This is a genomic window from Streptomyces sp. NPDC002476, from assembly GCF_042889785.1.
Taxonomy (GTDB): domain Bacteria; phylum Actinomycetota; class Actinomycetes; order Streptomycetales; family Streptomycetaceae; genus Streptomyces.
The window spans coordinates 19,678-41,153 of record NZ_JBIARH010000012.1 but is presented as its reverse complement, the minus strand read 5'-3'; the positions used below and the strand labels follow the sequence as shown (position 1 = coordinate 41,153).

The following is a 21,476-nucleotide window of genomic DNA, read 5'->3' as shown; positions in this document are numbered from 1 at the left end:
GGCACTCACCGATGGAGAGTGCCAGCAGTACTGTGCGACTGGCAGGTCCGGCACCCGCGACGACGGATCCACCTGGTCGCCACACACAGACTCTTAACCCCGTGAGATCTCCGAAGGGGGAGACCGGATCGTGTCGACCGCCAGCACCAAGGTTGCGATCAAGCCGCTCGAAGACCGCATTGTGGTCCAGCCGCTCGACGCCGAGCAGACCACGGCCTCCGGCCTGGTCATCCCGGACACCGCCAAGGAGAAGCCCCAGGAGGGCGTCGTCCTGGCCGTGGGCCCGGGCCGCTTCGAGAACGGCGAGCGCCTTCCGCTCGACGTCAAGACCGGCGACATCGTGCTGTACAGCAAGTACGGCGGCACCGAGGTGAAGTACAACAGCGAGGAGTACCTCGTCCTCTCGGCTCGCGACGTGCTCGCGATCATCGAGAAGTAATTCACCCACGTCTGCTTCCGTTCCGCGCCCCTGGCCCCGTGCGTTGTGATCAGCCGGGCGGCCGGGGGCGCGGTTTGTTCGAGAGGAAAGCTCAGCTCCCATGGCGAAGATCCTGAAGTTCGACGAGGACGCCCGTCGCGCCCTCGAGCGCGGCGTCAACAAGCTTGCTGACACGGTCAAGGTGACGATCGGCCCCAAGGGCCGCAACGTCGTCATCGACAAGAAGTTCGGTGCCCCCACCATCACCAACGACGGTGTCACCATCGCGCGCGAGGTCGAGATCGAGGACCCGTACGAGAACCTCGGTGCCCAGCTGGTGAAGGAGGTCGCGACCAAGACCAACGACATCGCGGGTGACGGTACGACCACTGCCACCGTGCTGGCCCAGGCGCTGGTCCGCGAGGGTCTGCGCAACGTCGCCGCCGGCGCCTCCCCGGCCGCCCTGAAGAAGGGCATCGACGCGGCGGTCAAGGCCGTGTCCGAGGACCTCCTCGCGACCGCCCGCCCGATCGACGACAAGTCCGACATCGCCGCCGTGGCCGCGCTCTCCGCGCAGGACCCGCAGGTCGGCGAGCTCATCGCGGACGCGATGGACAAGGTCGGCAAGGACGGTGTCATCACCGTCGAGGAGTCCAACACCTTCGGTCTGGACCTCGACTTCACCGAGGGCATGGCCTTCGACAAGGGCTACCTGTCCCCGTACATGGTGACCGACCAGGAGCGCATGGAGGCCGTCCTCGACGACCCGTACATCCTGATCCACCAGGGCAAGATCGGCGCCATCCAGGAGCTGCTCCCGCTGCTGGAGAAGGTCATCCAGGCCGGTGGCTCCAAGCCGCTGCTGATCATCGCCGAGGACGTCGAGGGCGAGGCGCTGTCGACCCTCGTCGTCAACAAGATCCGCGGCACCTTCAACGCCGTCGCCGTGAAGGCCCCCGGCTTCGGTGACCGCCGCAAGGCCATGCTCGGCGACATCGCCACCCTCACCGGTGCGACCGTCATCGCCGAGGAGGTCGGCCTCAAGCTCGACCAGGCCGGTCTGGACGTGCTGGGCACCGCCCGCCGCGTCACCGTCACCAAGGACGACACCACGATCGTGGACGGCGGCGGCGAGCCCGGCGACGTCAAGGGCCGGGTCAACCAGATCAAGGCCGAGATCGAGGCCACGGACTCCGACTGGGACCGCGAGAAGCTCCAGGAGCGCCTCGCGAAGCTGGCCGGCGGCGTGTGCGTGATCCGCGTCGGTGCCGCCACCGAGGTGGAGCTCAAGGAGAAGAAGCACCGTCTGGAGGACGCCATCTCCGCGACCCGCGCCGCGGTCGAGGAGGGCATCGTCTCCGGTGGTGGCTCCGCTCTGGTCCACGCGGTCAAGGTCCTGGAGGGCAACCTCGGCAAGACCGGCGACGAGGCCACGGGTGTCGCGGTCGTGCGCCGCGCCGCCGTCGAGCCGCTGCGCTGGATCGCCGAGAACGCCGGCCTGGAGGGCTACGTCATCACCTCCAAGGTCGCCGACCTCGACAAGGGCCAGGGCTTCAACGCCGCGACCGGCGAGTACGGCGACCTGGTGAAGGCCGGCGTCATCGACCCGGTCAAGGTCACCCGCTCCGCGCTGGAGAACGCCGCGTCCATCGCGTCGCTGCTGCTCACGACCGAGACCCTGGTCGTCGAGAAGCCGGCCGAGGAGGAGGCCGAGGCCGGTCACGGCGGCCACGGCCACGCGCACTGACGCGTAACCCCGGCACTGGTGCCCCTCCCGGCAACGTCTGCCCCGTCGCGCCGCGCGGCACTTCCCCGAGCTCTCAGCTTCGTTCGGGCAGGGGAGACCCCATCCGGGGGCTTCCGGCCGCCTTGCGATCGCACGCAGCGTACGACGCTCCTTCCGGGCAGACATTGCCGGTCACGGCACCAGCCACCGAGGCCCGGTATCCCGTCGCGGGATACCGGGCCTCGGCCTGTGTGCGGGTCCGGGCGGTCACGCCGACCGGGTCAGCACCCCCGCGCGGACCGGATCCGCGAACGGCTTCCCCCGCGTGTACCGTTCCAGCTCGTCCAGCGCCTGGTCGGCCATCCGGTGCAGCTCATCGTCCTGCCCGGATTCCCCCGACCATCGACCCGCTCCGTTCCCGGCCCGTTCCCGGCCCGTTCCCGGCCCGTTCCCGGCCCGGCCCCGGCCCCGACCGTTCGACCGGACCGTTCGTCCCGGCACCGGGTCCCGTCGTCGCACGGTGGACAGCGGTCCGACGGCACGGCCCGTCAGGCCACCGCCCCTCCGGTGCCCGACGGGCCGACATGTCCCCTCCCCGGAAACGGATTCCCACGGCGGAAACGGAGTGCCCCGGCCGGGCGAGCGCGTGCCGGGAAAGCCCGTGACCGGGAGGCGCGAGCCCGGGAACCACGCAGCCGGCTCCCCGTCATCGGGTGATCCGGTAACAGGCTCGCGGGGGACCTTTCGCTCACTGGGGTCCGTACTTGCGGCCCGTCTTGGAGGCGACCCCTCCGAGCAGGCCGCGCGGCGTCAGCTTCACGACCCCCATCAGCGCCTTGTACCGCGGGTCCGGCACCGACAGGGACTTGCCGCGCGCCAGGTCCGCCAGGGCCGCCTCCACCAGTTTGTCGGCGTCCAGCCACATCCAGCCGGGGATGTTGCCGGTCCCCATCCCGGCCCGCTGGTGGAACTCCGTGCGTACGAAACCCGGGCACAGCGCCATCAGCCGCACCCCCGAACCGGCCAGGTCCTTGGCCGCGCCCTGGGTGAACTGCACGACCCACGCCTTGGACGCGCCGTACGTCCCGCGCGGCACGAACGCCGCCACCGAGGCCACGTTGACGACCCCGCCCCGTCCGCGTTCCCGCATCCCGGTCACGGCGGCCGAGGTCAGGCGAAGCACCGCCTCGCAGTGCACCTTGAGCATGTTCAGCTCGTCGGCCATGGGCACTTCCAGGTAGCGGCCCTTGTTCCCGAACCCGGCGTTGTTGACCAGCAGGTCAACCGGATGCTGACGGTCCGTCAAGCGTTCCTCGGCCGTCTCGATCCCCTTGTCCTCGGACAGGTCGGCCCGCAGTACCTCGGCCTCGATGCCGTGCCGGTCGTGCAGTTCGGTCGCCTGCTCGCGCAGTCGCTCGGCGTCGCGCGCCACCAGCACCAGGTTGTGCCCGTCGGCCGCCAGCCGCCGCGCGAACGCGGCGCCGATCCCCGCGGTCGCGCCCGTAATCAGTGCAGTCGTCATGGGCGGCACGTTAGTGCCTGTCCGCCGGATCACGGCCGGACGGTGACCCGGACGGCGCCTCGATCCGGGTCGGGCCGCCCACAGAAGGCGCGGTCCGGACCGGCCGCTTGCCGATGCCGGTCGCTCCGCCCGGGGCGTCGGTGTGGGCGACGATCCTGGGCCGTCCCACGTTCACGCTCAGCACCTTCATCGGCCTGCCGCCGCCCCTTCACCGCCTCTTCATGTCTCTTCGGCTCCGGGGTGCCTCTTCGGCCCCGGGCCTTCGGTCCCCGCCGCACCGCCCCGCCAGGGCCGCGCACAGGACGCGCACAGGACGCGCACCGGATGCGTCTCGGGCGCGGCCGGGCACGCACGGAGAGCGCTAACCATCCCGCCCCAAAGGTACATCTGGGTAATTAGCGCCACGCCCAAGAGATGCTTATGGTTGAGGGGTGATCGAAGCCCGTCATCTCCGTGTTCTGCGCGCCGTGGCCGCCACCGGCTCGTTCTCCGCCGCGGCCCGCGAACTGGGCTGCACGCAGCCTGCGGTCAGCCAGCAGATGAAGGCCCTGGAGTCCTCGGCCGGGACCACGCTGCTGATCCGCACCGGACGCGAGATGCGGCTCACGCAGGCGGGCGAGGCCCTCGTCCGGCACGCCTCGGGCATCCTGGCCGGGCTCACCGCCGCGGAGGAGGAGGTCGCCGCGATCGCCGGGCTGCGGGCCGGCCGGGTCCGGCTCGTCTCGTTCCCCAGCGGCAGTTCCACCCTGGTGCCCGGGGCCCTCGCGGCGCTGCGCGCGGCCCATCCCGGCACCCGGGTCTCCCTGGTCGAGGCCGAGCCGCCGCGTTCGGTCGAGATGCTGCGCGAGGGCGACTGCGACATCGCGCTGGCATTCCGCTACAGCGCTCCGGGCGCCGAATGGGAGGACCTGGTCGTGCGTCCGCTCCTCACCGACCGGCTGATCGGCCTGGTCCCCGAGGGGCACCGGCTGTCCGGTACGGGGGCGGTCACCATCGCCGAGCTGGCCGAGGAGTCGTGGATCGCCGGCTGTCCGCGCTGCCGGCGCCAGTTGGTGGAGGTCTGCGAGGAGGCGGGCTTCACGCCCCGGATTGATTTCGCCACCGACGACTACCCCGCGGTCGTCGGCCTGGTGGGGGCCGGGCTCGGGGTGGCGGTGCTGCCGGAACTGGCGATCGAGTCGGTGCGCACCAAGGGGGTCCGCACCGTCACGGTCGAACCGGCCGTCGAGCGCGAGATCGTCGCCCTGACCCTCCCTGACCTGGCGCGGGTGCCCGCCGTGGCGGCCACGCTGGACCGGCTGTTCCTGGCGGCCGCCCGCTGACCGGGGGACCGCCCGCGACCCGCCCGCCGGCCGGGCGCTGCCCGTGACGCGGCGCGGGAGGCCGCGCGTGTGACCCGTGCCGGGGGCCTGCGCGGCTCGGAAGCGTGCGTGACCCGGCTCGGGGCCTGCCTGTGACCCGGCCTCCCTCGGTGGTCGGGTGGTGATGGAGAAACGCTTTTCGTCTTATGGACCGCGTGGGCCGCCGGGATCAGCCGTGCCCCGCCGGGGACGGAACGCCGTTCGACGGTGCCGACGCCGCGATCAGACGGTTGCGGGCCCGCCCCATGAGCTCCTCGCGCTCGTCCTCGGTGAGTCCGCCCCACACGCCGTAGGGCTCCCGTACGGCCAGCGCGTGTGCCGCGCATTCGGCGCGTACCGGGCATCGCATGCAGACCTCTTTCGCCGAGTTCTCGCGGGCGCTGCGTGCCGCCCCGCGCTCACCCTCGGGGTGGAAGAACAGCGAGCTGTCGACCCCGCGGCAGGCCGCCAACAGCTGCCAGTCCCACAGATCGGCGTTGGGTCCGGGAAGGCGGGAGAAATCTGCCATTGCTTGTCCCCTCAAACCATGCTGAGTCGGAAACGTCGTTGTCGTCCGGTGCCGTCTATTTTGATTGTGTCCATGACACCTACATCCACGGTGCAAGTAGATGTAAATATGACTGATTGTGAATCTAGCCATAGACACCTGGAAAAGGGAAGAAGACCCGCTAAATGGGGCATACCTTCATATGAAGAACCGGTTGATAGCTGGACGATCCGCGTCGCTCTCCTCCGTGCGCGCTCCCTCACGTAGAGTGCCGAACCCTGCCGTCGAACCCGTAACTCTTTCGAGTGACCATCGTTGAGAGGGCGGAAGTGGTTGACAGAAAAAGCGATCGGGCAGATGTCCGAGAGCGTCAACCGCTCAGGTGACGACTTGTGAACAGCCTGGAGGCTCAAGGTGACGCGCATCAGCTGCGGAGGGCGGCCATGACATCCGTCCTCGTCTGCGACGACTCCCCGCTTGCCCGAGAGGCGCTCCGTCGCGCGGTCGCGACCGTGCCCGGCGTCGAGCGTGTGACGACGGCGGCCAACGGCGAGGAAGTCCTCCGCCGCTGGGGCGCCGACCGTTCGGATCTGATTCTGATGGACGTACGCATGCCCGGTCTCGGGGGTGTGGAGACGGTCCGGCGGCTGCTCTCCGCCGACCCCGGCGCCAGGATCATCATGCTGACCGTCGCCGAGGACCTGGACGGCGTCGCGCTCGCGGTCGCCGCCGGTGCCCGCGGCTATCTCCACAAGGACGCCTCCCGCGCCGAGCTGCGGGCCACCGTCACCCAGGCGCTGGCCGATCCGACGTGGCGGCTCGCGCCGCGCAGGCTGCGGTCGGCCGAGATGGGTGCCGCGCCCACGCTCACCGCGCGGGAGATCCAGGTGCTCGAAGGGATGAGCCACGGTCGCTCGAACGCCGAGATCGGCCGTGAGCTGTTCCTCTCCGAGGACACGGTGAAGACGCACGCCAGGCGTCTGTTCAAGAAGCTCGGCGCCTCGGACCGCGCCCACGCCGTCGCTCTCGGCTTCCGCTGGGGCCTGGTCCGCTGAGAGCCGGTCGTGACCGGCGGTCGACCGTCTCCCCGTCCGCGCTCCGGCGGGCGGGGTGTCGCGACCGCCGCGCGCGGGGCGGGCACCGTCGCACCGGTGGTGTCCGCCGGGCCGACCGTGTCCGCCGGGCCGACGACATGTGACGCTTCACGGCCGATGCCGCATCCTTGAGACGTGGAGTTCCTCGGGAACGATTCGGTCGAGCGGAAGGGGAGGGCGCAGGACATGACTTCCGGCGCACCCGCTCATAACGCTTCGGTGCACAACTACGGACGCGGCGGAGCGGAGGACGAGACTCCGAGGCACCATGGTCCGATGCGCGACGACGAGACGACGGCGATCGGTGCACTGGTGCACCGCGCCGTCGAGGGCGATGCGCAGGCCACCCATGATCTGCTGGCCCATGTTCACCCGCTGGCGCTGCGTTACTGCAGGTCGCGGCTGAGTCGTCTGCCCGGTGACGCGCGCCACTTCGTCGAGGACCTGGCGCAGGAGGTCTGCGTCGCGGTGCTCATGGCGCTGCCGCGCTACAAGGACACCGGCAGGCCCTTCGAAGCCTTCGTCTTCGCCATCGCGGGCCACAAGGTGGCCGATCTCCAGCGGGCCGCCATGCGGCATCCGGGGTCGACGGCCGTGCCCTCCGACGAAATGCCCGAGCGGCCCGACGACTCGCTCGGCCCCGAGGAGCGCGCGCTGCTCAGCAGCGACGCGGCCTGGGCCAAGAAGCTCCTGGCGAACCTCCCCGACAATCAGCGCGAGCTGCTCGTGCTGCGGGTCGCGGTCGGCCTGACCGCCGAGGAGACCGGGCAGATGCTGGGCATGTCACCGGGCGCCGTCCGGGTCGCCCAGCACCGTGCGTTGAGCAGGCTGCGGGCGCTCGCCGAGCAGTGATCCGGGCCGGGCGACGGGCACTTCCCCGGCTCCGGCCCCCGTTCCCGCCACGGTGCCGCGTACGTCCCGCGCCTCTCGTGCGTACCGTTCGTGCACGATCCGTGCCGCTCCGGTCCCGTACGAACCTACAGAACCTGTAGGTGATCTTGCACGTGGAATGAGACACGCGCGAAGGCCGTTAGCATGGACATCCGCACCGATCAAGGCCATTTGGGGAAGGTGTCATGACTGCAAACGTCGACGGAGTGCCCGAGAAATTCGCGACGCTCGGGCTGACATACGACGACGTGCTGCTGCTGCCCGGCGCGTCCGACATGGCGCCCGATCAGATCGACACCTCCTCGTACATCTCCAAGAACGTGCGGGTGAACGTCCCGCTGCTCTCCGCCGCGATGGACAAGGTCACCGAGGCCCGCATGGCGATCGCCATGGCCCGGCAGGGCGGCGCCGGTGTGCTCCACCGCAACCTCTCCATCGCCGACCAGGCCAACCAGGTCGACCTGGTGAAGCGCTCCGAGTCCGGCATGGTCACCGACCCGATCACGGTGCACCCGGACGCGACCCTGCGCGACGCCGACGAGCTGTGCGCCAAGTTCCGCATCAGCGGCGTCCCGGTCACCGACGCGGCCGGCAAGCTGCTGGGCATCGTCACCAACCGCGACATGGCGTTCGAGCCGGACCGCTCGCGCCGGGTGCGCGAGGTCATGACGCCGATGCCGCTGGTCACGGGCAAGGTCGGCATCTCCGGCGTGGACGCCATGGAGCTGCTGCGCCGTCACAAGATCGAGAAGCTTCCGCTGGTCGACGAGGCGGGCGTCCTCAAGGGCCTCATCACCGTCAAGGACTTCGTCAAGGCCGAGCAGTACCCGAACGCCGCGAAGGACAAGGAGGGCCGGCTGCTGGTCGGCGCCGCCGTCGGTGTCGCGGGGGACGCCTTCGAGCGGGCCCAGGCGCTGATCGAGGCGGGTGTCGACTTCATCGTCGTGGACACCGCCCACGGCCACTCCCGGCTGGTCGGCGACATGGTCGCCAAGATCAAGTCGAACGCGTCCGGCGTCGACGTCATCGGCGGCAACATCGCCACCCGTGACGGCGCCCAGGCGCTGATCGACGCCGGTGTCGACGGCATCAAGGTCGGCGTCGGCCCCGGCTCCATCTGCACCACCCGCGTCGTCGCCGGTATCGGCGTCCCACAGGTCACCGCGATCTACGAGGCTTCGCTCGCCGCGAAGGAGGCGGGTGTCCCGGTCATCGGCGACGGCGGCCTGCAGTACTCCGGCGACATCGCCAAGGCCCTGGTGGCCGGCGCGGACACCGTGATGCTCGGCTCGCTGCTCGCGGGCTGCGAGGAGTCCCCGGGCGAGCTGCTCTTCATCAACGGCAAGCAGTTCAAGTCGTACCGCGGCATGGGTTCGCTCGGCGCGATGCAGTCCCGCGGCGACCGCAAGTCGTTCTCCAAGGACCGCTACTTCCAGGAGGGTGTCGCCTCCGACGAGAAGCTGGTCCCCGAGGGCATCGAGGGCCAGGTCCCCTACCGCGGCCCGCTCTCCGCGGTCGTCCACCAGCTCATCGGCGGTCTGCGCCAGTCGATGTTCTACGTCGGCGGCCGCACCGTGCCGGAGCTCCAGGCCAACGGCCGCTTCGTCCGGATCACCTCCGCGGGTCTCAAGGAGAGCCACCCGCACGACATCCAGATGACGGTCGAGGCGCCGAACTACAGCAGGAAGTAACGCGTCAGCGCAGCCGAGGGGCGGCCCGGGAACTCCCGGGACCGCCCCTCCGCCGTGTGTCGGGGATACTGGACAGCGCAGACATAGAGGGAAAGGCCACACCATCGTGACTGAGATCGAGATCGGGCGCGGCAAGCGCGGCCGCCGGGCATACGCGTTCGACGACATCGCCGTCGTTCCGAGCCGCCGAACCCGCGACCCGAAGGAGGTCTCGATCGCCTGGCAGATCGACGCCTACCGCTTCGAGCTGCCGTTCCTGGCCGCCCCCATGGACTCGGTGGTCTCCCCGCAGACCGCGATCCGCATCGGTGAGCTGGGCGGTCTCGGTGTCCTCAACCTGGAAGGGCTGTGGACCCGGTACGAGGACCCGCAGCCGCTGCTGGACGAGATCGCCGAGATGCCGGCCGAGTCCGCCACCCGCCGCCTCCAGGAGATCTACGCCGCCCCGATCCAGGAGGAACTGATCGGGCAGCGCATCAAGGAGGTGCGCGACGCCGGGGTCGTCACCGCGGCGGCGCTCTCCCCGCAGCGCACGGCCCAGTTCTCCAAGGCGGTCGTCGACGCGGGTGTGGACATCTTCGTCATCCGCGGTACGACGGTCTCCGCCGAGCACGTGTCGGGCGCGGCCGAGCCGCTCAACCTCAAGCAGTTCATCTACGAGCTGGACGTCCCGGTGATCGTCGGCGGCTGCGCCACCTACACCGCCGCCCTGCACCTGATGCGTACCGGTGCGGCCGGTGTGCTCGTCGGTTTCGGCGGGGGCGCCGCGCACACCACGCGCAACGTCTTCGGCATCCAGGTGCCGATGGCGACGGCGGTCGCCGACGTGGCCGGGGCCCGCCGCGACTACATGGACGAGTCGGGCGGCCGGTACGTGCACGTGATCGCGGACGGCGGCGTCGGCTGGTCCGGCGACCTGCCGAAGGCCATCGCCTGCGGTGCGGACGCCGTGATGATCGGCTCCCCGCTGGCCCGTGCGACGGACGCGCCGGGCCGCGGCCGGCACTGGGGCATGGAGGCCGTGCACGAGGACGTGCCGCGCGGCAAGCTGGTGGACCTCGGTTCCGTCGGCACGACCGAGGAGGTCCTCACCGGTCCCTCGCACTCGCCGGACGGCTCGATGAACATCTTCGGTGCGCTGCGCCGGGCGATGGCGACGACGGGGTACAGCGAACTCAAGGAGTTCCAGCGCGTCGAGGTGACGGTGGCGGACTCGCAGCACCGCCGCTGACCGTCTCGCGTCCGCCGGTCGCCTCCGGCGGGCGCACATGGGCGAAGGCCCCGGAACCGCAGTGGGTTCCGGGGCCTTCGCCCATGTCCGGCGGGGCGCGCCTTTTCGATCAGGCCTTCTCGATCACGCCTTCGTGGGCACGCCGTCCCGGTCACGCCTTCTTGGCGCCACCGAAGGCCGCCATGGCGCCGAGCAGCAGGAAGACGTAGGTCATGAAGTCCGAGCCCTCGCTCCACGCCTTCGTCAGCGCGTCGAAGTGGTCGATGAAGAGGGTGGACGCGGACTGGTGGACGAGGTCGGACAGGATGATCGAGATGCCGATCAGCTGGCCGAGGTAGACGGCGCCCACGGACAGCACGGCGCTGACGACGGGCAGGATCGGGTTGCGCCCGCCGACCTTGCTCGCCGCGAAGCCGACGAGGAAGCCGACGCCGATGGCGATGTAGCCGACCTCGCGCTCGATCGCTCCGGCGATGACGCCGTACAGGAAGGCACCGACGAGCGCGGCGACCACGGCCGCGACGAGGCCGAGGGCCACCTTGTCGCGGGGCGGCGCCGGCGGGGCGAAGGGCGCGCCGCCGAACGCGGGGGCGGGCTGGCCGGGCTGGCCGGGCTGGCCGTAGGCACCGGCCTGCTGACCGGCGAACGGGTTGCCGGTCGGGGCCCCGGGCTGCTGGCCCGCGTACGGGTTGCCGTCTCCCGGCTGGGCGCCGGGCTGCTGGGCGGCGTACGGGTTGCCGTCGACGGGCTGGGAGCCGGGCTGCTGGTCCGGCGGCGGCACGGGCTGGCTCATGGTGGGATCCCCCTTGGAGCGGAAGCGCACGATTGTGCGAGAAGTGACGCCGCAGGCTAGCAGTCGGCTATGACATCGCCTACCGGAATCCCTGAAGACCCCGAAGCTCCCGCAGCCCCCGGAATGCCTGGTTCACAGCCGGTGCGCGGCCCCCGCCGGGGTCGCGCCCCGGGTGTCCAGGAGCAGTTGGGCCTTCACGGCGAGACCCTGGAGGTCGTACGTGCGGTGGTGCTGGAGCAGCACCGTGAGGTCGGCGTTCGACGCGGCCTCGTACAGCGAGTCGGCGCGCGGGACGGGAAGGTCCCGTACCCGCCAGTCCAGGACGTACGGGTCGTGGTAGCCGGTCTGCGCGCCCATGTCGAGCAGCCGGGAGGCGATCTCCCGGGCGGCGGACGCCTCCTGGTCGGCGAGGTCGGGCTTGTAGGTGACGCCGAGGAGCAGCACGCGGGCGCCGCGCACCGACTTGCCGTGCTCGTTCAGCAGGGTGGCGCAGCGCTGGATCACGTACTGCGGCATCCGGTCGTTGATCTCCTGGGCGAGCGCGACCATGCGCAGCGGGTGGCCGGGGGTGCGGCTGTGGTACGGGAGGCGTCCCGGGTCGACCGGGACGCCGTGTCCGCCGACGCCGGGCCCCGGGCGGAACGCCTGGAAGCCGAAGGGCTTGGTCTCGGCGCACCGGATGACGTCCCACAGGTCGACCCCGAGGTCGTGGCAGAGCACCGCCATCTCGTTCACGAGGGCGATGTTGACGTGCCGGAAGTTGGTCTCCAGCACCTTCGTCATCTCGGCCTCGCGCAGCCCGCGGGCGCGGACCACCTTGTCGGTGAGCCGTCCGTAGAAGGCGGCGGCGGATTCGGTGCAGACGGGGGTGAGGCCGCCGATGACCCTGGGGGTGTTGGCGTGGACGTGGGTCCGGTTGCCGGGGTCGAGGCGGCTCGGCGCGTGGGCGAGGAGGAAGTCCCGTCCGGCGCGCAGCCCCGAGCCCTCTTCGAGGAGCGGCCGGATGTGTCCCTCGGTGGTGCCGGGCTGTACGGCCGACTCCACCAGCACGGTGGTGTGGGGGCGCAGCCGGGCGGCGAGCGCGCGGGTGGCGTCGGTGAGCGCGGTGAGGTCGAGGGTGCGGTCGTCGCCGAGCGGGGTGGGGGCGCAGATGACCGCGGTGCGGACCCGGCCGAGTTCGGCCGGGTCGGTGGTGGGCCGGAAGCCCCCCGAGAGCATCCGGCGGACGTCCGATGCGGTGAGGGAGCCCTCGACGGGGGTGCGGCCGGCGGCGAGTTCGGCGTGGGCGCGCGGATCGGTGTCGTAGCCGACGGTTTCGATGCCGGCGGCCACGGCGGCCTGTGCGAGGGGCAGGCCGAGGTGGCCGAGTCCGATGACAGCGAGGTCTGCGGGCATATGGGACCGTCCTTCCCTCGGACCGGGCGGGGCACGGAGGTTGGCGTCCTCCGTGTAACCGGCCGGTACATGTCCATGAGAGCAGAAAGCGCAACCGCTGGGGACAGCGCAATGTCAGACTAGGCGTAAATATGACCTATATGCAGCATTTGTAAGGTGTCGCGAGGCCCGTGCCGCCCCCGTTGTCCTCCGCGGTTGTCCACAGGCGGTGGCCGAAGTCGTGGACGGCGGACAGAATCGAGGGGCGGGCCGCGGCGTCCGACCGATCGGTCGGGCCGCGTCCCGTGCCGGACCAGCCCGAGCCACCCGGGAGGCAGCAGTGAGGACAGCGACACTGGGACCCGCGGATCGCGCCGAGGCGCTCGCCGCCATGGCCGAGCGCGAATTGGACGTGCTGGTCGTGGGGGCGGGCGTGGTCGGCGCCGGTACGGCGCTGGACGCGGCGACGAGAGGGCTCTCCACCGGCCTGGTCGAGGCGCGCGACTGGGCCTCGGGCACGTCGAGCCGGTCGAGCAAGCTGATCCACGGCGGGCTGCGGTATCTGGAGATGCTGGATTTCGCGCTCGTCCGGGAGGCGTTGAAGGAGCGCGGACTGCTCCTCCAGCGGCTGGCCCCGCATCTGGTGAAGCCCGTGCCGTTCCTCTACCCGCTGCGGCACAAGGGCTGGGAGCGGTTCTACGCGGGCTCCGGCGTGGCGCTCTACGACGCGATGTCGGTGTCGTCGGGACACGGCCGCGGTCTGCCCGTCCACCGGCACCTCTCCCGCCGCGACGCGCTGCGGGTCGCCCCGGCGCTGCGGAAGGACGCCCTGGTCGGGGCATTGCAGTACTACGACGCGCAGATGGACGACGCCCGTTACACGGCGACGCTGGTGCGCACCGCCGCCGCGTACGGCGCCCGGGTGGCGAACCGGGCGCGGGTGACCGGCTTCCTCCGGGAGGGCGAACGGGTCGTCGGCGCCCGGGTGCAGGACGTCGAGGCGGGAGGGGAGTACGAGGTCAGGGCCAAGCAGGTGGTGAACGCGACCGGCGTGTGGACGGACGACACCCAGGCGCTCATCGGGGAGCGCGGGCTGTTCCATGTCCGGGCGTCCAAGGGGATCCACCTGGTCGTCCCGAAGGACCGCGTCCACTCCTCGACCGGCCTGATCCTGCGGACCGAGAAGTCCGTCCTCTTCGTCATCCCGTGGGGACGGCACTGGATCATCGGGACGACCGACACGGACTGGGACCTGGACAAGGCGCACCCGGCGGCGTCCAGCGCCGACATCGACTACCTCCTCGAACACGTCAACAGCGTGCTGGCCACCCCGCTGACCAGGGACGACGTCCAGGGCGTCTACGCGGGGCTGCGCCCGCTGCTGGCCGGCGAGTCGGAGGCGACCAGCAAGCTCTCGCGCGAGCACACGGTGGCGCATCCGCTGCCGGGCCTCGTCGTCGTGGCGGGCGGCAAGTACACCACGTACCGCGTGATGGCGAAGGACGCCGTGGACGAGGCGGTGCACGGTCTCGACCAGCGGGTGGCGGAATGCGTCACGGAGGACGTCCCGCTGCTGGGCGCGGAGGGGTACCGGGCGCTGTGGAACGCCCGCGCGCGGATCGCCGCCCGGACGGGGCTGCACGTCGTCCGCGTCGAGCATCTGCTCAACCGCTACGGCTCCCTGACGGAGGAGATCCTGGAACTGATCGCCGCCGACCCGGTCCTGGGCGAGCCGCTGCCCGCCGCCGACGACTACCTGAAGGCCGAGATCGTCTACGCCGCCTCGCACGAGGGCGCCCGGCACCTCGACGACGTCCTGACCCGGCGCACCCGGATCTCCATCGAGACCTTCGACCGGGGCACGCGCAGCGCCCGGCTCTGCGCGGAGCTGATGGCACCGGTACTGGGCTGGGACGAGCGGCAGATCGACCGGGAGGTCGAGCACTACGAGAAGCGGGTGCAGGCGGAACGGGAGTCGCAGCGTCAGCCGGACGACCTCACGGCGGACGCGGCACGGCTCGGCGCGCCGGACATCGTGCCCCTCTGAGAGCCTGTCGGGTGACCTTCGATCGGAAAGCGGACGCGGCGTGGTGCGTGCGATTCCAAGGCGCCGGGATGTCCTCGTAGCTGAGCTACGAGGGCATTTCGGCAACACCGGAAGCGCGCGTGCCAGGGCGTGGCCGCCCGGTCAGAGGTCACCCGACAGGCTCTGAGGGCTGTCCCGCCCCAGCCCGAGGGCTTCCTGTCCCAGGCCCGGTCGTCGAACGTCCGCCTCGGTGCGGTGGTGTGCGCGGCGGGGCGGGCTCGGCCGCCGTGCGCGCGGGGGCAGAATTCCGCGTCGAGCAGCGCCCGTTCGAGTTCCGGCGCGCCGGCCAGGCTGTCCGTGTCGACCCGGAACGTCAGGATGTGGCGGCCCCCGGGGGCGGCCGCGGTCCGGACGTAGCTGCCCGGGATGTGCCCGTTGTGGCCCCAGACGGTGACGCCGCAGGAGAGCTTCTGCGGATAGACGCCCAGGCCGTAGACGCCGCGCGTGGCGGTGGTGTCGAAGAGGTCCGCGAGCTGGGCGGGAGGGAGGAGACGGCCGCCGAGCAGGGCCGCGTAGAAGCGGTTCAGGTCGTCGAGCGTGGAGATCAGTTCCCCGGCCGCGCCCGCGGTGCGCGGGTCCAGTGCGGTGACGTCGCGAAGGGAGCCGTCGGCCGGGTCGCGCGTGAAGCCCCGGCCGTGCGGTGAGGGCAGCGAGGTCCGGGAGCCCGGCAGGGATGTGCCGGTGAGACGCAGGGGGGTGATGATGCGTCGGTGGATCTCCTCGGCGTAGTCGTGCCCCGTGACGCGCCGGACGACGAGCCCGAGGACGACGTAGTTGGTGTTGGAGTAGGTGTAGCGGCCGGGAGGGTTCGTCGGCCGGTGGGACAGGGCGATGCGGACCGTGTCGACGGCGGACGGCGGCCGGACGGGGGAACCGGCGGAGACGGGCAGGGGCGGGGCGTCGGCCGTGTAGTCGGGGAGGCCACTGGTGTGATTGAGCAGGGCCCGCAGGGTGATGCGGCGGCCGTCGTTGCCATTGCCCCGGATCAGGCCGGGCAGCAGCCGGTCGACGGAGTCCGACAGCCGCAGCCGTTTCTCCCGGGCGAGTTGGAGCACGACCGTGGCGACAAAGGTCTTGGTGATGCTGCCGGCCCGGAACCGGTCCACCCTGCGGATGCCGGGCCCCGTCGAGCGGAAGGTGCCGTACGGTGCCGAGGAGGCGCGACCGGCCAGCAATGCCGCCGAGGGAGCGCCGCCCTCGGCGACAAGCCGGGAAAGGTGGGAAGCCGCGGGGGTGAGGTGTGGTTCCCTGTGCAGGGGCGTCGTGCCCAGTCCCAGCAGCGCCAGCAGCAACGGGACGGAGAACAGCGCCCGGAGTGTCGGCATGGCGGGGATTCCCTTCCTCGGGGCCCATCATGACGGGTCCGTGGACCGGGCACCCGACCGGGGCGCCGGCCCGGCACCAGGACCGGCCCGTGGACCGGACCCACGACCGGGCCCACGGACCCGGCACCAGGACCGGTCCCGGGGTGAGGGACAATGAACGCTCTGCCAGGGCGGGTTGATCGCAGAGGGGACGCATGTCGGAGGCGGAGCAGGCACAAGAGCCCCAACGGGACAAGGACGGACGTCTTCTCGCGGGGCGGTACCGGCTCGGGGCGGTGCTCGGCCGGGGCGGTATGGGCACGGTCTGGCGTGCCGTGGACGAGACGCTGGGGCGTACGGTCGCGGTCAAGGAACTGCGGTTTCCCACGGCCATCGACGAGGACGAGAAGCGCCGTCTGATCACGCGCACGCTGCGCGAGGCCAAGGCGATCGCCAGGATCCGCAACAACGGCGCGGTGACGGTCTACGACGTGGTCGACGAGGACGACCGGCCGTGGATCGTGATGGAGCTGATCGAGGGCAAGTCCCTCGCCGAGGCCATCCGTGAGGACGGCGTGCTGACTCCGAGGCGCGCCGCCGAGGTCGGCCTCGCGATCCTCGACGTGCTGCGCTCGGCGCACCGCGAGGGCATCCTGCACCGCGACGTGAAGCCGTCCAACGTACTGATCGCCGAGGACGGCCGGGTCGTGCTGACCGACTTCGGCATCGCGCAGGTCGAGGGCGACCCGTCCGTCACCTCGACCGGCATGCTCGTCGGCGCGCCCTCGTACATCTCGCCGGAGCGCGCGCGGGGGCACAAGCCGGGACCGCCCGCCGACCTGTGGTCGCTCGGCGGCCTGCTGTACGCGAGCGTCGAGGGGACACCGCCGTACGACAAGGGGTCGGCCATCGCCACCCTGACCGCGGTGATGACCGAGCCGCTCGACCCACCGAAGAACGCCGGTCCGCTCAAGGAGGTCATCTACGGCCTGCTGGCCAAGGACCCCGACCAGCGGCTCGACGACGCGGGCGCGCGCGCCCTGCTCGACGACGTGATCCACGCCCCCGAGAAGCCGGAACCGGTGGTGTCGCCGCCCGCCGAGGAGACCCGGATCATGGCGCTGCCCGGGAAGTCCGCCGAGGGCGGCGGCCGGACGGCAGCGAAGTCCGGTGAGCCGGGCGAGGGCACCCGCGACCGGCTGCGGGGCGCCCTGCGTTCCGTACGCGGGGCGAAAGCGGCACCGGCCGCCGCGACTCCGGCCGCCGCGACTCCGGCCACCGCACCGCCCAAGCCCTCGGTGCCGCCGCCCGCCGCTCCGGCGAACGGCGCCCGGCCGTCCGCGAAGCCCGCCGCGTCCTCCTCGGAGGCGGCGGGAGCGGCGAGGAGGGCGGGCGCGGCTGGAGGCGCGGCCACCGCCGCCGTACCGCCGCAGCGCCAGGCCATGCCCCCGGCCGCCCCGCCCCGCGCGTCCCTCACGGACGTGGTGCCGCGCCGCACCCTGGCCGTCATCGCGGCCGTGATCGTGCTCGCCGTCGCCGCCACGGTCCTCGCGCTCACGCTCGGCAACGGCGACGAAAAGAAGGACGCGAGCGCCGGCAACGGCAAGAACGACAAGGCCACCTCGGCCGGGGCCGCGGCCTCCGGCAGTTCCCCGGACGCCGACAGCGGCGACGGCGCCAAGCCCGCGGACGGCGGCGCCCCGGACCAGGACAAGGACGCGGGCCAGGACAAGGGCCAGGGCGACGGCCCGGACACGGGGACGGACGGTTCGAAGGACGACAAGCCGGACGACGCGCTGCCCGACGGTTACAAGGCCGTCGCCAACAAGAAGTTCCACTTCTCCATCGCGATGCCCGAGGACTTCCGGTTCGACCGCACGGCCGGCAGCAACTCCGGAGCCATCTACAACACCGACGGCGGCTTCCCGCGCCTCCAGGTCGACTACACCGATTCACCCGGCGATGACGCGGCCGCGGCCTGGAACGCCGCGAAGAAGGGTGTCGCGGCCACCAGCAAGGGCTACCGCCACCTGGGCGTGAAGGAGGTCGACTACAACGGCTATCCGACGGTCGCCGACTGGCAGTTCGAGCGCGTCCAGCAGGGCGAGCGGGTCCGCGTGCTCAACCGGGGATTCAAGGTCGACGCGAAGCACGGTTACGCGATCATGATCAGTTGTCCGGCGAGCGAATGGGACGACGAGCAGTGCCGGACCCTGCGCGCCACCGCGCTCGGCACCTTCGAGTCCACCGACTGACCCGCGGGCGGGGGAGCGCCGGGATGTGCCGACCCCGGCGCGGTGCTGTCACGCGCCACGTATCGTGAGAGCCTGAGACCGTACACGATGGGACGGTCGGTCAACCGCTTGCGGAGCGCACGTGGTTGACGTGTGCGAGTGGTCTTCATGGCCGGGGGTAGGCACGCTCTGGGGAGGCGTCATGAACGACTACATGGGTCGGGTGCTCGCCGACCGCTACCGCCTTCCGCTGCCTCCGTCCGATGAGTACGAACTGGTCGAGACCCGGGCGTTCGACACCTACAGCGGGCAGGAGGTGCTGGTCCGTCAGGTGCCGCTGCCCGAGGTGGTGGACGCCGAGGTGCTCGACGAGGAGGGCCCGGTGCCCTCGGTCCGGCAGGTCACCGGGCGGGCCGTGCGGCGTCCCGCGGACCCGGCGGTGCGGCGGGCCGTCGAGGCGGCGCAGGCGGCGGCCCGGATCCCCGACCACCCCAGACTCGACCAGGTCTTCGACGTGTTCGCGGAGGCCGGATCGCTCTGGATCGTGAGCGAGTTCGTCGCGGCCCGCCCGCTCGCGGCGCTGCTCGCGGAGCGTCCGCTCGACCCGTTCCGTGCCGCCGAGATCGGCTCCGACGTGCTGACCGCGCTGCGGGTGCTGCACGCCCATGGCTGGACCCATCGCAACATCACCGTCCGCACGGTGCTGATCTGCGACGACGGACGCGTCGTGCTGACCGGCCTGGCGGCCGGGGCGGCGGAGGAGGCGCTCTGCGGGTACGTGTCGACGCCCCAGCCGGACGACGAGGAGGAACTCTCCTACGGCCGCCCGGCGGGCGGGACGGACCCGGCCGGGGTGTTCGCCCCGCCCCGGCCGTCCCTGCCGCCGCCCCCGGCGGAGCTGCCGGCCTCGCCCGGACAGGTGTCCGTCGAGAAGGGCCGGACGGCCGGTGACGCCGACCACGACGTGTACGGGGACGGGGACGACGAGGCCCCCGAGGTTCATGAGGCCCACGAGGCTGACGGCGACCACGACGCGTACGCGTACGAAGACGGCGACGCGTACGCGTACGAAGACGGCGACGCGCACGGGGACCGGGACGGCGACGACGCCGGGCGCGGAGACGCGTTCCGGCGGGACGCGTGGAGCGGTGCGGCCGGTGAACTGGAGGCCGTGCGGCGGCCGGTGGGCCCCGCGCTCCCGGCGCCCGCGCCCGGGGAGGACGGCACCGAGCGGTCGCGGGCCGAGCGCGCCGGGGCCGTCGCCGCCTACCGCGAGGGGGCCCGCGCCGCCGCGCGGATCGGCGAGGAGCGACGCCGCGCCAGTACGGCGGAGTCCTCCGGTGACGCGGAGGACACGGCTCCGCTCCCGGCACGGCGTCCCGCCCTGCCGGACGACCGCCCGGACACCGCGGACTCGTACGCCGACGGCCCGCGCGCCGAGGCCCCGTACGCCGACGGTCCGTACAACCGCGACGCGTACGCCAACGCCCTGTACGCCGAGGATCCGTACGCCAAGGCCTCGTACGGCGACGCCCCCTACGGCGACTCGTACGGCGACGAGGCCGGTGGCTACGACGACCACGACGGCACCGGTCACGACGACGACGGGGACGAGGACGGACTCCTGCCTCCCGCCCGCCGGATGCACCTCACCGGCATCTGGAGCGACGGCCCCGGGGACGGCCGCCCCGTCCCCGCCGGAGGCACCGGCGAGTCCGCCGCGCACACGGACACCTGGGGCCCGGCCCCGGTCCCGGCGCTCCCGGCACACGACTCGGGGCAGGAGCACCGCCCCGGCCGCTGGGACGACCTCGTGACGAGCGGGCACGCCGCCGACACCCCGTACCGGGGCCCCGGCACCCCGCTCGCCGCCGAGCGCGCCCGGCAGGCCCGCATAGCCGTCGTCGGCGCGGTCACCGAGCGCTGGGCGCCCGAACAGGGCGGGCCCATACACGAGAACTGGCGGCTGGCCCCGCCGATCGGCCCCGCCACCGACCTCTGGGCGCTCGGCGCGCTGCTCTACCGCGCCGTCCAGGGCCACGCCCCGTACCCCGAGGAGAACGCCGCCGAACTGGTCCAGATGGTGTGCGGGGAACCGCCCGCCTTCGCCGAGGAGTGCGGCCCGCTGCGCCCCGTCGTGGAGTCGCTGCTGCGCCAGGACCCCACCGACCGGCCGGACGTCGAGGAACTGAGCGGCTGGCTGCGTTCCCTCGTACGGTCCGCGCCCGAACCCGAGGCCGGTCTGGACGTCGTCCCGCTGCCGTCCGCCGACGCCACCCGGCTCCCCGTCGTGCGCCGCCGCGGCGAACTGGTCCGCAGGCGCCGCTTCGGCCGGGGCGCGGCCCACGGCCGCCACCGGCACACCCGCGAACGGCCCGAGCGCACCGGGCCGCCCCGCGAGGAGCAGGCCCCCCGGCCGGAGAAGGCGCCCCGGACCGCCCGGGCGGCGCGCGAACCCAAGGGCCCCAAGGCGCTGCGCACCCCGCCGCCCGGTTCACCGTACGGCGAGGCACGGTCGCCGAGGCGGCTCGGCCGGCTCCTCCTGGTGCTGATCCTGCTGGCCCTGGCCGCCGCCGTCGGATACGCCGTGCTGTTCATGCCCAGGGCGGACGACAGGACCGGCGCCGAACCCGGCACCGGCGGCCCGGACACGTCGGCGTCCGGCGCACCGCGGTCCGGCACGGAGACATCGGGCGACCAGTCCTCCGCGCGGCCCGGCGGCGCCCAGCAGCCCCAGACCACCCGCTCCGCCGTGGCCCTCGCCGCCGGATACGCCCTGCGCGAGGACCCGGAGGGCTTCGAGGTCGGCGTCCTCAAGAGCTGGCGGCGCACCCCCGCCAACGCGGACCGTCAGATCCGTTACGAAGGCGACGGGTTCACCCTGCTCGTCGTCCCCGGGCGCGACTCGGTCGAGACCGAAGGCGCCGACCCGCTGGCGTACCAGGCGGACAAGGAACGGGAGTTGCGGCCGTTCCGCGAGTCCGACTGGTCGGGATCGAGCGGGCTGCGCCGGATCGACATCGGCCGGCAGGCCATGGCCGAGGGCCAGTTCACCTGGCAGGACGCGAACGGCCGCGAGGTGTACGCCCGTAATCTCGCGCTGATCGTCGACGGCCGGTACCACGTCGTCCAGGTCATCGGCCCGGAGAACCGGCGCGACGAGGTCTCGGACATCTACCAACAGGCCGTCGGCTCCTACCGGGTGACGCGCTGAGCCCTTCCGGTCCGCCGCGCGGCAGAAGGCGGAGCGAGCGACAAGCATCA

14 protein-coding genes and 2 pseudogenes are annotated in these 21,476 nt (G+C 72.1%); 10 read left to right on the top strand and 6 right to left on the bottom strand.

Annotation, left to right across the window (positions count from 1 at the left end):
* Positions 1-130: 130 nt before the first annotated feature.
* Together groES and groL are read left to right on the top strand one after the other, a co-directional pair.
* Entirely contained in the window at positions 131-439 is a 309-nt protein-coding gene (gene groES, locus ACFYXM_RS16410; RefSeq protein ID WP_073786877.1) for a co-chaperone GroES, read from the top strand.
* Between the two features lie 100 nt (positions 440-539).
* Complete coding sequence (gene groL / locus ACFYXM_RS16405) at positions 540-2,165, top strand: chaperonin GroEL (protein WP_073786879.1); 1,626 nt, start codon at positions 540-542, stop codon at positions 2,163-2,165.
* Between the two features lie 246 nt (positions 2,166-2,411).
* On the opposite strand, the pseudogene ACFYXM_RS16400 reads toward groL, so the two are convergent.
* Together ACFYXM_RS16400 and ACFYXM_RS16395 are read right to left on the bottom strand one after the other, a co-directional pair.
* Positions 2,412-2,522 (bottom strand): annotated as a pseudogene (locus ACFYXM_RS16400) (hydroxyacid dehydrogenase); the annotation flags it as partial.
* Between the two features lie 370 nt (positions 2,523-2,892).
* Complete coding sequence (locus ACFYXM_RS16395; protein WP_389289864.1) at positions 2,893-3,666, bottom strand: SDR family NAD(P)-dependent oxidoreductase; 774 nt, start codon at positions 3,664-3,666, stop codon at positions 2,893-2,895.
* A gap of 431 nt (positions 3,667-4,097) precedes the next feature.
* On the opposite strand from ACFYXM_RS16395, the gene ACFYXM_RS16390 reads away from it, so the two are divergent.
* The gene (locus ACFYXM_RS16390) at positions 4,098-4,988 is read left to right on the top strand and encodes a LysR family transcriptional regulator (protein ID WP_389289862.1); all 891 of its coding nucleotides are present in this window, start codon (positions 4,098-4,100) and stop codon (positions 4,986-4,988) included.
* A 208-nt stretch (positions 4,989-5,196) separates the two neighbouring features.
* Here ACFYXM_RS16390 and ACFYXM_RS16385 read toward each other — a convergent pair whose 3' ends face one another.
* On the bottom strand, positions 5,197-5,535 hold the full coding sequence (locus tag ACFYXM_RS16385) for a WhiB family transcriptional regulator (protein WP_389289860.1): 339 nt from the start codon (positions 5,533-5,535) through the stop codon (positions 5,197-5,199).
* A 422-nt stretch (positions 5,536-5,957) separates the two neighbouring features.
* Here ACFYXM_RS16385 and ACFYXM_RS16380 point away from each other — a divergent pair, with 422 nt between their 5' ends.
* The 4 genes from ACFYXM_RS16380 (at position 5,958) to ACFYXM_RS16365 (ending at position 10,421) form a co-directional block, all read left to right on the top strand.
* Entirely contained in the window at positions 5,958-6,569 is a 612-nt protein-coding gene (locus ACFYXM_RS16380) for a response regulator transcription factor (RefSeq protein WP_003948568.1), read from the top strand.
* 315 nt (positions 6,570-6,884) lie between these two features.
* On the top strand, positions 6,885-7,460 hold the full coding sequence (locus tag ACFYXM_RS16375; protein ID WP_389289859.1) for a sigma-70 family RNA polymerase sigma factor: 576 nt from the start codon (positions 6,885-6,887) through the stop codon (positions 7,458-7,460).
* 224 nt (positions 7,461-7,684) lie between these two features.
* Positions 7,685-9,190, top strand: coding sequence for an IMP dehydrogenase (gene guaB / locus ACFYXM_RS16370; RefSeq protein WP_389289857.1), 1,506 nt, complete (start codon positions 7,685-7,687; stop codon positions 9,188-9,190).
* Positions 9,191-9,296: 106 nt separating this feature from the next.
* Complete coding sequence (locus ACFYXM_RS16365; RefSeq protein WP_073786904.1) at positions 9,297-10,421, top strand: GuaB3 family IMP dehydrogenase-related protein; 1,125 nt, start codon at positions 9,297-9,299, stop codon at positions 10,419-10,421.
* Positions 10,422-10,572: 151 nt separating this feature from the next.
* Here ACFYXM_RS16365 and ACFYXM_RS16360 read toward each other — a convergent pair whose 3' ends face one another.
* Both ACFYXM_RS16360 and ACFYXM_RS16355 read right to left on the bottom strand, forming a co-directional pair.
* Positions 10,573-11,214 carry a hypothetical protein gene (locus tag ACFYXM_RS16360; protein ID WP_389289855.1) on the bottom strand — a complete coding sequence of 214 codons (642 nt, stop codon included), beginning with the start codon at positions 11,212-11,214 and terminating at the stop codon, positions 10,573-10,575.
* 132 nt (positions 11,215-11,346) lie between these two features.
* Positions 11,347-12,609, bottom strand: coding sequence for a nucleotide sugar dehydrogenase (locus ACFYXM_RS16355; protein ID WP_389289853.1), 1,263 nt, complete (start codon positions 12,607-12,609; stop codon positions 11,347-11,349).
* Positions 12,610-12,928: 319 nt separating this feature from the next.
* Here ACFYXM_RS16355 and ACFYXM_RS16350 point away from each other — a divergent pair, with 319 nt between their 5' ends.
* Positions 12,929-14,635, top strand: coding sequence for a glycerol-3-phosphate dehydrogenase/oxidase (locus ACFYXM_RS16350; protein ID WP_389289851.1), 1,707 nt, complete (start codon positions 12,929-12,931; stop codon positions 14,633-14,635).
* Between the two features lie 272 nt (positions 14,636-14,907).
* On the opposite strand, the pseudogene ACFYXM_RS16345 reads toward ACFYXM_RS16350, so the two are convergent.
* A pseudogene (locus ACFYXM_RS16345) lies at positions 14,908-15,999 on the bottom strand (serine hydrolase domain-containing protein); the annotation flags it as partial.
* Positions 16,000-16,193: 194 nt separating this feature from the next.
* Between ACFYXM_RS16345 and ACFYXM_RS16340 the strand changes: the two are divergent.
* Together ACFYXM_RS16340 and ACFYXM_RS16335 are read left to right on the top strand one after the other, a co-directional pair.
* Complete coding sequence (locus ACFYXM_RS16340) at positions 16,194-18,233, top strand: serine/threonine-protein kinase (protein ID WP_389289850.1); 2,040 nt, start codon at positions 16,194-16,196, stop codon at positions 18,231-18,233.
* A gap of 181 nt (positions 18,234-18,414) precedes the next feature.
* Entirely contained in the window at positions 18,415-21,426 is a 3,012-nt protein-coding gene (locus tag ACFYXM_RS16335; RefSeq protein ID WP_389289848.1) for a serine/threonine protein kinase, read from the top strand.
* Positions 21,427-21,476: the final 50 nt, after the last annotated feature.

What these genes read in the sequence shown, in the direction of transcription:
- groL (WP_073786879.1), top strand. Translation starts at nt 540, where the DNA reads ATGGCGAAGATCCTGAAGTTCGACGAGGACGCCCGTCGCGCCCTCGAG.
- ACFYXM_RS16395 (WP_389289864.1), bottom strand. Translation starts at nt 3,666, where the DNA reads ATGACGACTGCACTGATTACGGGCGCGACCGCGGGGATCGGCGCCGCG.
- ACFYXM_RS16385 (WP_389289860.1), bottom strand. Translation starts at nt 5,535, where the DNA reads ATGGCAGATTTCTCCCGCCTTCCCGGACCCAACGCCGATCTGTGGGAC.
- ACFYXM_RS16380 (WP_003948568.1), top strand. Translation starts at nt 5,958, where the DNA reads ATGACATCCGTCCTCGTCTGCGACGACTCCCCGCTTGCCCGAGAGGCG.
- ACFYXM_RS16375 (WP_389289859.1), top strand. Translation starts at nt 6,885, where the DNA reads ATGCGCGACGACGAGACGACGGCGATCGGTGCACTGGTGCACCGCGCC.
- guaB (WP_389289857.1), top strand. Translation starts at nt 7,685, where the DNA reads ATGACTGCAAACGTCGACGGAGTGCCCGAGAAATTCGCGACGCTCGGG.
- ACFYXM_RS16360 (WP_389289855.1), bottom strand. Translation starts at nt 11,214, where the DNA reads ATGAGCCAGCCCGTGCCGCCGCCGGACCAGCAGCCCGGCTCCCAGCCC.
- ACFYXM_RS16355 (WP_389289853.1), bottom strand. Translation starts at nt 12,609, where the DNA reads ATGCCCGCAGACCTCGCTGTCATCGGACTCGGCCACCTCGGCCTGCCC.
- ACFYXM_RS16340 (WP_389289850.1), top strand. Translation starts at nt 16,194, where the DNA reads ATGTCGGAGGCGGAGCAGGCACAAGAGCCCCAACGGGACAAGGACGGA.
- ACFYXM_RS16335 (WP_389289848.1), top strand. Translation starts at nt 18,415, where the DNA reads ATGAACGACTACATGGGTCGGGTGCTCGCCGACCGCTACCGCCTTCCG.